The 12365-nt window shown below is 71.5% G+C and carries 4 protein-coding genes; 3 read left to right on the top strand and 1 reads right to left on the bottom strand.

The genetic code is table 11. The features are described 5' to 3' along the window. Positions 1 to 24 precede the first annotated feature (24 nt). Positions 25 to 1767: a hypothetical protein gene (locus tag ACFE86_RS09095; RefSeq protein ID WP_375455007.1), complete on the bottom strand. Its 1743-nt coding sequence runs from the start codon at positions 1765 to 1767 to the stop codon at positions 25 to 27. Between the two features lie 237 nt (positions 1768 to 2004). On the opposite strand from ACFE86_RS09095, the gene treZ reads away from it, so the two are divergent. From treZ to ACFE86_RS09080, 3 genes are all read left to right on the top strand, one after another. Next, entirely contained in the window at positions 2005 to 3810 is a 1806-nt protein-coding gene (gene treZ / locus ACFE86_RS09090; RefSeq protein WP_375455006.1) for a malto-oligosyltrehalose trehalohydrolase, read from the top strand. Continuing rightward, the gene (locus ACFE86_RS09085; protein WP_375455005.1) at positions 3807 to 8693 is read left to right on the top strand and encodes a malto-oligosyltrehalose synthase; all 4887 of its coding nucleotides are present in this window, start codon (positions 3807 to 3809) and stop codon (positions 8691 to 8693) included. The genes treZ and ACFE86_RS09085 overlap by 4 nt, the downstream gene beginning before the upstream one ends. An 85-nt stretch (positions 8694 to 8778) precedes the next feature. Beyond that, complete coding sequence (locus ACFE86_RS09080; RefSeq protein ID WP_375455004.1) at positions 8779 to 12159, top strand: maltotransferase domain-containing protein; 3381 nt, start codon at positions 8779 to 8781, stop codon at positions 12157 to 12159. Positions 12160 to 12365: the final 206 nt, after the last annotated feature.

Raw genomic sequence — 12365 nt, 5'->3', positions numbered from 1 at the left:
GCGTCGCCGCGCGACGGGCGCGCTTCAGGGCAGCCGCACCGGCCGCACCGGACAGGACGGGGGGAGGGCGGCCGGCGTCGCGTCCGCGCGCGCGATGCCGAAGCGGGCGCCTTCGGCCGCGCCGAACAGGGCGACGCGTCCGCGCGCGCAGAGATCGGCGAGCCTCGCCGGATCGAGGCCCTGGATCGTCGCCACCACCCGGCCGTCGCGCAGGTAGGGATCGTTGCGCACGAGGTCCGCGCCGTAGACCAGCGCCCGCGCATCGACCAGGATCGTCTCGGCCGGGTCGTTCGCGATGGCCGCGAGCGCGCCGGCATAGGGCGCCACGAACCGCTCGACCTCGATGCCGCGCCCCGGAATCAGGACGAGGCAGGCGGAAAGCCAGCCGAAGCCGAGGGTCGCGGCCGCAGCGGCACGGGTCCGCGCCGCCATCGCCCGGGACAGCTCGACCCAGCCCTGGGCGGCGAGCAGGCAGGCGCTGCCGATCAGGCCGTGGAGGTAGCGATAGCCCCAGCCGTGCCCCTGGAAGGGCAGGAGCACGAACATCGCCGCAACCGTGAGCGCGATCCCGAACGCCAGCGGCCGGGCAAGGGCCGCGCCGCGCCGGACCGCGGGCAGCGCGGCCACCGCGAGCGGCAGCAGCAGCGGGCTCTGCCACGCGAGGAAGCGGACGAGGTTCATCGCCATCACGTCGAGGCCGCGCCGGTCGAAATCGTGCAGCAGCGCGGCGAGCTTGCCCGCCATGTAGCCGGCACCGACCCCGGCGCCCGTTCCGGCATGACCCGAAGCCAGCAGGACGCCCTGCCAGTACAGGGTCCAGAACGTGCCGATCAGCCCGTAGGCGACGAGGTAGACGGCCGACAGCCGCCAGCGCCGCGCCGCGACGAGGCCGAACAGGAAGGGCGCGGCGAACAGCGGATGGAAGATCACCTGATGCAGGCCGCAGGCGAGGAAGCCGGCCGCGACCGCGCCCCCGTGGCCGAGGCGCCCGCCGCGCAGGAACAGCCACAGCCAGACGAGGTTCAGCGCCAGGTGCGCGGTCATCGCGTAGGGCGTCATCGCCGTGACCACGACCTGCGGACTCGTCGCCAGCATCAGCGCCGCGACGAGGGCCGCGTCCGGCCGCTCCGGCCACAGGCGCCGGGCGATGCCGGCGACCGCGAGCACCGCGACGGCGGCGAGCACGGGGCCGGTGAGCGCGGGCGTTGCGGCCAGCGCGAAAGCGGCGCGGAAGGCGGCGTTGACCGGCAGGTAGCTCGACGCCCAGGCGGTGTCGCCCGGCACCGGCAGGACGAAGCTCGGCGCCAGCGCCGGCACGCTGTGGCGCCACTCCGGCGCGAGCGGCGCGATCAACCTGCCGCCGAGGAAGATACGGGCGTCGAAGGCGGCCATCACCTCGTCGTAGGAGAGCCCGATGCCGTGATGCACCAGGACGGTGCCGGCGAGCGCGACGGCCGCGAGTAGGACGGCGATGGCGGCCGCGCTCCGCGCCGGTGCATGCTCGAAGCGCACCCAGCCTCCGAGCCGCGCGGACGGCGTCGCGACGGCGGCGAATCCGAGGAAGACGGCGAGCCCGAGCAGGCAGGCCGTGTCGCCGGCGAAGAAGTAGGTGGTGATCGTCGCCGGCTGCGCGAGGATCGCGGGCAGGACGAGCGCGGCAAGCAGCATCGCGCCGGCGCATCCGAAGAGGGCGCGCCGCAACGGATCGACCGCATCGACCCGCGCGCGGAGCGGCACCGGCGCCGACGGAGCATGTGCAGGTCCCATGTCCCGATCGAGCCTTCCCGCCGCCGATCCGTCCCGCCGCCACTACGGCAGGCAAGCCTTGCCATCGCGTGAAGGCGGCCGATCCTCGCCCTTTGGGTGCGGTGCGGGGAACCAGAGCGAGCCGGTCGGCCTTCTGTGTCAGGCGTGGCTGTTCGCGCCGCGGCTCGCATCCCGGTTATCCGTTCCTGTCCGTGACCGGGACCGACCCTTGCCCCGAACGATGAGGATGGCGGCCTGATGCGGCGCACCCACGACATGGCCTTCGGCAGCGCGATCGCGGACGGCGCCGTGCGCTTCGCGCTCTGGGCGCCGACGGCGCAGGACGTCGCCCTGGTGATCGACGGCACGGAGCACGCGATCCCGGACGCCGGCGAGGGCTGGCGGCGGGTGAGCGTCCCGGGGGTGAGGGCCGGCGCCCGCTACGGCTTCCGCATCGACGGCGACCTCGTGGTGCCCGACCCCGCCTCGCGCTTCCAGCCGGACGACGTCGCGGGCCTCTCCGAGGTCATCGACCCGTCGGCCTTCGCCTGGAGCGACGGCGCCTGGACGGGCCGCCCGTTCGAGGAGGCGGTGATCTACGAGACCCATGTCGGGACCGCGACGCCGGAGGGCACCTATGCGGGCCTGGAGCAGCGGCTACCCGACCTGAAGGCGCTCGGCGTCACGGCGATCGAGCTGCTGCCGCTCGCCGACTTCAAGGGCACGCGCAACTGGGGTTACGACGGCGTGCTGCCCTTCGCGCCGGACGCGGCCTACGGCCGTCCGGACGACCTCAAGCGCCTGATCGACACGGCGCACGGCCTCGGGCTGATGGTCTATCTCGACGCGGTCTACAACCATTTCGGCCCGGCCGGGAACTACCTCCACGTCTACGCCAAGACCTTCTTCACCGAGCGCCACCAGACGCCGTGGGGCGCCGGAATCAATTTCGACGGACAGGAGAGCGGCCGCACCGTGCGGCAGTTCTTCATCCAGAATACGCTGTACTGGCTGGCGGAGTACCATTTCGACGGGATTCGCTTCGACGCGGTCCACGCCATCCTCGACGACTCGCCCAAGCACTTCCTGGCCGAACTCGGCGAAACGGTGCGAGCGACGTTCCCGAACCGGCACATCCACCTGATGCTGGAGAACGAGGCGAACCAAGCCCGCTGGCTGGAGCGCGACGCGCACGGAAAGCCGCGTCAGCACGACGCGCAATGGGCGGACGACCTGCACCATTGCTGGCACGTGCTGCTGACGGGCGAGGATTCCGGCTACTACGAGAGCTTTGCTGACAAGCCGGTTGAGCGGCTGGCGCGCTGCCTGTCGGAGGGCTTCGCCTACCAGGGCGAGCCGTTCAAGACGCTCGGCGACCATCCGCGCGGCGAGCCCTCGGCGCACCTGCCGCCCTCGGCCTTCGTCACCTTCCTGCAAAACCACGATCAGGTCGGCAACCGCGCGCTCGGCGAGCGCCTGAGCCATCTCGCCGATCCGAGGAAGCTCGGTCTCGCCCGTGCCGGCCTGCTGCTTGCGCCCCAGATCCCGATGCTGTGGATGGGCGAGGAATGGTCGGCCTCGACGCCGTTCCTGTTCTTCGTCGACTTCGCCCCGGACGCGGCGCTGAACAAGGCGGTCCGCGAGGGCCGGCGGCAGGAGTTCAAGAGCTTCGCGGCGTTCGCCGACGACACCTCCGTGATCCCCGACCCGACCGAGGCCGCGACCTTCGCGGCGTCGAAGCTCGACTGGTCGGAGCGAGCGCGCTCGCCGCACCGCGAGATCCTGGCCGAGACCACGCACCTGCTGGCACTCCGCCGCGATGTGGTCGTGCCGCTGGCCAAATCCGGCTATCGCGGGGCGGAAGCGGTCCTGCCGCGGGCCGGCGTGGTCGATTGCACATGGCGCTTCGCGGGCGGGACGCTCCGCTTCGTCGCCAATTTCGGCGACGCGGACTTCTCCCTCGACGCCGGCGGCGCCTCGGTGGTCTGGACGAACGCGCCGGATGCCGCAGCCGCCACCCTGCCCGCCTGGACGGGCGTCTTCCTGACGGGAGCGGCCCGATGACCGGCGCCCTGGAACGCCTCGCCGACCTCGTCGGCGTCGCCGACGGTTACACCGACGCCTTCGGCAAGCGCGTCGAGACCGCGCTGGAAACCCGCTGCGGGCTGCTCGCGGCCCTGGGCTTCGACGTCGCATCGGACGACGCCATCGCCAGAAGCCTCGGCGAGGTCGAGCGTCTGCGCAGCGGCCCGATCCCGCCGCTGCTGCCGGTGGAGGCGCGCCGCGCCGCCCGGGTGCCGGTGCAGGGCGAGGGCATCCTCGTCTGGCGCCTCGTGGACGAGCGCGGCGGCGTTCGCGAGGGCCGTGCGGCGCTTGCCGGCGGCGCGCCGGCCTTCGAGCTGCCGCCGCTGACGCCGGGCTATCACCGTCTCGACGTCACGCTGGGCGACAGGAAGGCCGCGGCCTGGATCATCGCCGCGCCGCGGCGTTGCTGGCGCCCGCGCGCCTATGCCGACGAGGGCGCGAGCGACTGGGGGCTCGCCGCCCAGCTCTACGGCCTGCGTTCGGAGGAGAACCTCGGCATCGGCACCTACGCTGACGCGGGCCGTGCCGCCCACGACGCCGGCCTGCGCGGCGCGTCGTTCCTCGGCCTTAGCCCCGTCCACGCGCTGTTTTCCGCCGACCGCACCAAGATCTCGCCGTACTCGCCGTCGTCGCGCCTGTTCCTCGACACCCTGTTCCTCGCACCCGCGCGCCTGCCGGGCTTCGCCGGTTCGCGGGCGGAGACGCTGCTCGGCGAGATGGCGCCCCGCGTCGCGGCGTTGCGCGACGCCGCGCTCGTGGACCACCAGGGCGTGTGGGACGTGCTCTCGCCGGTGCTCCGGGCGCTGTGGCAGGATTCCGCGGCCCGCCGCGGCGCCGACGCCGCGTTCGCGGCCTTCCGGGAGGCGGGCGGTGCGGACCTGTGTGCGCACGCGACCTTCGAGGCTTTGTCGGAGCACTTCGAGGGCGAGGGCGCGCACTGGCTCGGCGACTGGCCGGAGGAATTCCGGCGCGCCGGGACGGAGGCGGTCGCAGCCTTCGCCGACGCGCATGCGGAGGCGATCACCTATCATGTCTGGCTGCAATACCTCGCCGATTGCCAACTCGCCGACGCGGCGCAGCGCGCCCGCGATATCGGCATGCGCATCGGCCTCTACCGCGACCTCGCAGTCGGCGCCGACCGCGGCGGATCGGAGATCTGGTCGCATCCCGAGCGGTTCGCGAACCGCGTGTCGATCGGCGCGCCGCCGGACCTGCTGGCGCCCAAGGGCCAGGATTGGGGCCTGCCGGCCTTCGATCCGCTGGCGATGGAGCGCGACGGGCTCGCCGCCTTCCGCGCGCTGGTCCGCGCCAACATGCGCCATGCCGGCGCGATCCGCATCGACCACGCCTTCCAGCTCGCCCGCCTGTTCCTGATCCCGCTGGGCGGCAGCGCCCGCGAGGGCGCCTACGTGACGATGCCGTTCGAGCCGATGCTCGCGGTGCTGCGGCTGGAGAGCCACCGCCATCGCTGCCTCGTCATCGCCGAGGACCTCGGCACCGCGCCGGAGGGCTTCTCCGACGCGCTGATGCAGGCCGGCATCCTTAGCTACCGCATCCTCGCGTTCGAGCGTGAGCAGGACGGCCGGTTCAAGGCGCCCGGCGCCTACCCGCGCGATGCGCTGACTGCGATCACGACCCACGACCTGCCGACCTTCGTCGGCTGGTGGCGCGGCGTCGACACCGACACCCGTCAGTCGCTGGGGCTGTACGACGCCGACCGAGCCGAGGCGGAGCGCGGCGAGCGCGTGACCGAGCGCCGCCGCCTGACCGAGGCGCTGGCCGCCGAGCAGGTGTTGTCGGGCTCTGAACCGCCGGACGCCGCGCCGTTCGAGGCCGCGGCGCGCTACCTCGCGCGCGCGCCCTCGATGCTGACGGCGGTGCAGTACGAGGACGTGGTCTCGGAACTGAGCCAGGCCAACGTGCCGGGCTCCACCGAGGGGTATCCGAACTGGCGGCGCAAGCTCGACCGGGATCTGACCGCCATCGCCGCGCCGGGCGGACCGCTGGCCAAGCTCGCCGCCTCGCTCGCGGCCGAGGAGCGGGGCCCGCGCTCGGGCGCCGCCCGCCTCGCGACCGCGCCGCCGCGGGCGACCTACCGCCTCCAGTTCCACAAGGACTTCACCTTCGCCGACGCCGAGCGGATCGTCCCGTACCTCGCCCGGCTCGGCATCAGCCACGTCTACGCTTCGCCGCTGCAGAAGGCGCGGCCGGGCTCGACCCACGGCTACGACATCGTCGATCACGGCGCGATCAACCCGGAGCTCGGCGGCGAGGACGGTTTCGTGCGGTTGTCGGATGCGCTGCACGCGCATGGCCTGAAGCTGCTGCTCGACATCGTGCCGAACCACATGGGGGTCGGCGGCGCCGACAACCCGTGGTGGCTCTCGGTGCTGGAATGGGGGGCGCTCTCGCCATTCGGCCACGCCTTCGACATCGATTGGGAGCGGCTCGGCGCCAACCGCAACCTCGTGATCCCGTTCCTCGGCGAGCGTTACGGCGAGGCGCTGGAGAACGGGAACCTCGAACTGAAGTTCGACGCAGCCGCCGGCGCCTTCAGCGTCTGGCACTACGAGCACCAGTTTCCGATCCGCCCGCTCAATTACCCGACGATCCTCAACCGCGTGCTCGCCGCGCTCGGCGACGTCGCCGAGGAGGCGCAGGGCGAGCTGCTCGCGATCTCCGAGCGCCTGCGCACCATGGGCGCCGAGACCGACGCCACGCGCCGCCTCGGCTTCCCGGACGAGGCGGAGGGGCTGAAGCAGCGGCTCGCCGCCGTCTGCGCGGCCTCGCCCGAGATCCGGGAGGCGATCGCGCGCAGCCTCAAGCTGCTGAACGGCTTCAAGGGCAGGCCCGACAGCTTCGGGCCGCTCCACCGCCTGCTGGAGAGCCAAGCCTATCGCCTGGCCCATTGGCGCGTCGCGTCGAGCGACATCAACTACCGCCGCTTCTTCGACGTGAACTCGCTCGCCGGCCTGCGGGTGGAGCTGAATGACATCTTCCACCGCTCGCACGAGACGGTGTTCCGCCACGTCCGCGAGGGCCGGATCGACGGCCTGCGCATCGACCACATCGACGGGCTCGCCGATCCGCTCGGCTACGCCCGCGCGCTCCAGGCCGCGGTCGGCCCGGGCTTCTACGTGGTGGTCGAGAAGATCCTGGAGCCGGGCGAGAAGCTTCGGCCCTGGCCGGTCGCCGGCACCACCGGCTACGACGTGCTCAACCACCTCGACGGCATCCTCGTCGACCAGGCCAAGCGGGCCAAGATCAAGCGGCTCTACGCGTGGGCCACCGGCTTCGACGAGCCCTACGGCTTCCAGCTCCGCGCCGCCAAGGCCGAGATCCTGGAGATCAGCTTCGCGAGCGAGTTGGAAGTGCTGACCACCGACCTCAAGGAGATCGGCGACGCCGACCGGCGCACCCGCGACTTCTCGGTCAACGCGATCCGCCGCGCGCTGATCGAGATCATCGCGCGCTTCCCCACCTACCGCAGCTACCTGCCGCCGGACCTCGACGAGAGCGACGTCGAGGACGAGGACGTGCGCCTGATCGAGGGCGCGGTCGCCAAGGCCAAGCGGTGGTCGGCGCTGCCCGACCGCTCGGTCCACGATTTTGCCGCCGCGGCGCTGATCGGACGGATCGAGACCTCCGGCCCCGGCCGGCCCGAGCCGTCGGTGGTGCTGCGCTTCCGCCGCCGCTTCCAGCAGCTCACCGGCCCGGTGATGGCCAAGAGCCTGGAGGACACGCTGTTCTACCGCTTCGCGTGTCTGCTCGGCCTCAACGAGGTAGGTGGCGATCCCGGCGAGTACGGGCTCGACGCGGAGCAGTTCCACGCGCTCCAGGCGGCGCGCGCCCGCGACTGGCCGAACGCCATGATCACCACGGCGACGCACGACACCAAGCGCGGCGAGGACGCCCGGTCGCGCCTGCTCGCGCTCTCGGAGATGCCGGAGGAATGGGCGCGCGCCTGGGACCTGTGGCGCGCCGCAGCCGGGCCGCACCTCGCGACGATCGACGGCGAACCTGCGCCCGACGCCAACGACCAGTGGATGTTCTTTCAGGCGATCCTCGGCGCGTGGCCGCTCGAACTGCTCAACGCCGACGACGATGCGGCGATTGAAGATTTCCGCAAGCGCCTGACCGCCTACGGCGAGAAGGCGATGCGCGAGGGCAAACGCCGGTCGAGCTGGGTCAACGTCGACACGGGCTACGAGGGCGCGGTCGCGACGCTCTTTGCGGCGCTGATCGCGCCGGGCTCGGAGTTCCTGGAGAAGCTGCGCCCGTTCGCTAAGCGCCTCGCCCATCTCGGCATGGTCGCCGGCCTCGGCCGCACGGTGCTGAAATGCACGCTGCCCGGTCTGCCCGATGTCTACCAGGGCACGGAGTTCTGGGACTTCTCGTTCGTCGATCCCGACAACCGCCGCCCGGTCGACTATCCGGCGCTGGAGCGGGCGCTGGCCGAGCAGGGTTCGGCGGCCGAACTGATCGGGCATTGGCCCGACGGGCGTGTCAAGCAGGCGACGCTGGCGGTGCTGCTCGCCGACCGCGCCGCGCGGCCGGCCTTCTACGCCGAGGCCGATTATCGGGCGATCGAGGCCGTGGGGCCGCGGGTGGACCACGTGATCGCCTACCTCCGCTCGGACGCGCAGGCCGGGGGCGACCTGTTCGTTGCGGTGCCGCGGCTGGTGGCCGGCCTCACGACGGAGGATGCCTGGTCGGGCGCGGGATTTGCCGGGACGAGCGTCGATCTCGGCACGGGCACGCGCTGGCGGGACATCGTCACGGGGACGTCCCACGAGGCCGCTACCGATCTCGGCCGGCTGTTCGCGCATCTGCCCTACGCGGTGCTGCGGCGGGAAGCCTGAGCGCGGCGTGCCGGGCGGACCGGTTCGGCACGCAAAGCCTCGCTCGGGCGTTGGCTGACAAGACGACCGGAACCACGAGGCCAGCATGAACGCACCGACCACCGCACCCAGGGACGCCGCAGCGGTCCGGACCGCCGTCGCGCCGCCGGCCGGCCTCGCCAAGCGGGTCGAGGGGCCGCGGATCTACAACCTGTTCCCGCTCCTCGTCGGACGCGTCTCGGACTGGGCGGTGGAACTGCCGCGGATCGCGCGGCTCGGGTTCGACTGGGTCTACCTCAACCCGTTCCACGCCACCGGCGGCTCGGGCAGCCTCTACGCGGTGGCCGACCCGGAGCGCCTCGACGATCGGTTCCGCGATCACGACGGGACCGACGACGACGCGCAGATCCGGCGCTTCTGCGCAGCCGCCGAGACGGCCGGCCTCTCGGTGATGACCGACCTCGTCATCAACCACACCGCCAACGACGGGCGGCTGGCCCGCGAACGGCCGGACCTGTTCGTCAGGGAGGCCGACGGCTCGATCGCCAGCCCCGCCGCGATCGATCCCGACGATCCCTCGATCCGGACCGTCTGGGGAGACCTGGCCGAACTCGACTACCATTCGGAGCGGCCGAAGGCCGAGCTGACGCGGATCTGGGGCGCCTACATCGCCCATCTCCAGGGTCTCGGCGTCGCCGGCTTCCGCTGCGACGCCGCCTACAAGGTCCCGCCGGACACGTGGCGCACGCTGATCGGCGAGGCCAAGGATCGCGATGCCGACTGCCTGTTCGCCGCCGAGACGCTGGGCTGCACCTTCGAAGAGGCGTGCGCCACCGCGGGCGCGGGGTTCGACTACCTGTTCAACTCCTTCGCGTGGTGGGACCTGAGGAAGCCCTGGGCGCTCGAGCAGTACGAGCGTCTGCGCGTCATCGCGCCCTCGATCGCGTTCCCCGAGAACCACGACATGCCGCGGCTCGCCGCCGGCGTCGCGGGCGGACCGGAAGCGGTCGCTGCGCACCTGCGCAGCCGCTACGCGCTCGCCGCCTTCTACTCGGCCGGGGTGCTGATGCCGATCGGCTACGAGTGGGGCTACGCCCGCGCCGTCCACGTCGTCGACACCACGCCCGCAGACCGCGAAAACGCCACCGGCATCGACATCTCGGACTACGTCGCCGCGATCAACGCGTTGCGCGCCGAACTGCCGGCCGCCAACGTCGAGGGTGCGCAGGCGCGGATCTCTTCGCCCGACGCGGATTTCGTCGCGCTCGCCCGCTACGACACCGGCCACCCGGCCTCGGCGCGGCACGCCGTGATCCTGCTCTTCAACCCCTCGGCCAAGCCCGTGCCGGTCGATGCCGGGGCGCTGATCACCCGCACCGGCGGCAGGCTCGGCCCCTTCGCCGACAGGACGCCGGGCGCCGAGCCGATCGCCTTCCATCCGGGCAGCGCCATCGACCTCGCACCGGGGGAGCTTCGGATCATCAGCGCGGAGGCGGCCGCGGTCGCGACCCTGCCGAGCCGCGGGACGCCGGAGGGCGCCGGCCGCATCGTCATCGAGGCGGTGACGCCGGAACTCGACGGCGGACGCTCGCCCGTCAAGCGCGTCGTCGGCGAGTCCCTGCGCATCGAGGCCGACATCCTCTCCGACGGCCACGAGATCCTGAACGCCGCGATCCTCTCGCGCGTCGTCGGCACCTCTGCGTGGCGCCGCGACCCGATGGTCTTCCTCGACAACGACCGCTGGGCGGGGCAATTCCCGCTGGAACGCAACGCCCGCTACGAGTTCACGATCGAGGGCTGGCGCGACGGGTTCTCGTCGTGGCTGCGCGACACCTTGAAGAAGCGCGACGCCGGCGTTGACGTGCGCCTGGAAACGATCGAGGGCGTGACGCTGGTCAAGACCGCAGCCGACCTTGCCGAAGGGCGCGACAAGGATCGCCTTGCCGCCCTGGTCGCGGCGCTCGGCGCCGAGGAGACCGGCTCGGCGGGCCAACTCGGCCGCATCCTCGCGCCCGAAGCCGCGAGCCTCGTGCGGCGCCATGCCGAACGCGTCAACGCCTCGCGCTATCCGGTGACGGCGCAGGTGATCGCCGACCGGCTCGCGGCCCGGTTCTCGGCTTGGTACGAGATCTTCCCGCGCTCGCAATCGATGGACGTGAACCGCCACGGCACCTTCGACGACGTGATCAGGCGGTTGCCCGAGATCCGCGAACTCGGCTTCGACGTGCTGTATTTCACCCCGATCCACCCGGTCGGACGGACCAACCGCAAGGGCAAGAACAACACCCTGAAGGCGCTGCCCGGCGATGTCGGCTCGGTCTACGCGGTGGGCAGCGAGGAGGGCGGGCACGAGGCGGTGCACCCGGAACTCGGCACGCTCGAAGACTTCGAGCGGCTGGTCGCGGCGAGCCACGCCCACGGCATGGAGGTGGCGCTCGATTTCGCGATCCAGTGCTCGCCCGATCACCCCTGGATCAAGAACCATCCGGAATGGTTCGAGTGGCGCCCGGACGGGACGCTGAAATTTGCCGAGAACCCGCCGAAGAAGTACGAGGATATCTCCAACGTTCACTTCTACGGCGGCGCGCTGCCCTCGCTGTGGATCGAGCTGCGCGACATCCTGCTCGGCTGGGCGCAGCGGGGCGTGCGCATCTTCCGCGTCGACAACCCGCACACCAAGCCGATCCCGTTCTGGGAATGGGTGATCGCCGAGGTCAACGGACGTTTCCCCGACGTGCTGTTCCTGGCCGAGGCGTTCACGCGGCCGAAGATGATGAAGAAGCTCGCCAAGGCCGGCTACCAGCAGAGCTACACCTACTTCACGTGGCGCAACACCAAGGTGGAGCTGACCGAATACGCCCTCGAGCTCGCCGGCCCGATGGGCGAGTATTACCGCCCGAACTTCTTCGCCAACACGCCGGACATCAACCCGTACTACCTCCAGACCGGCGGCCGGGCAGGCTTCGTGGTGCGCGCGACGCTCGCCGCGACCCTGTCGTCGGTCTACGGGATCTACAACGGCTATGAGTTGTGCGAGGCGGCGCCCTACCCGGGCAAGGAAGAATACCTCAACTCGGAGAAGTACGAGTTGAAGGCGTGGGACGACCACCGGCCCGGCAATATCCGCGAGCACATCGCCAAGCTCAACGCGATCCGGCGCGGCAACCCGGCGCTCTGGGATTTCCGCAACATCGTCTTCACCGGCGCCTTCAACGACCAGATCATCGCCTACGCCAAGACCACGCCGGAGGCCGACAACTGCGTGTTCGTCATGGTCAACCTCGACCCGAAGAACCGCCAGGAATGCACCTACGAGGTGCCGCTGTGGCTGCTCGGCGAGCCCGACGACGGTGCCGTCGCGGTCGAGGACCTGCTCGACGGCTACACCTTCGAGCTGCGCGGCAAGTCGCATCGCATCGCGCTCGACCCCGCCGAGCGATCCTGCGTGATCTGGCGTCTCAGCCGACCCCGGCGGGTTGCGGGATGAGACGGCGCGTGTAACCAGAAACAGCGCGACGTCGGCTCCGCCGGTCGCGCTGTCGCCACCATCGTGCGGCTTCTAGAGCCGCATACCGATCGCGTCACGACCTCGTCGTGCGGGACCGGCCCCAAAGCCCCTGACCCGACGTGCGAGGCAACGACGCGATGATCGATCGCAGCGATCCGCAATGGTACCGTGACGCCATCATCTAC

The organism is uncultured Methylobacterium sp. (genome assembly GCF_964244095.1).
Taxonomy (GTDB): domain Bacteria; phylum Pseudomonadota; class Alphaproteobacteria; order Rhizobiales; family Beijerinckiaceae; genus Methylobacterium.
The sequence above is the reverse complement of the archived record's forward strand: the minus strand, read 5'-3'. Positions and strand labels throughout refer to the sequence as shown.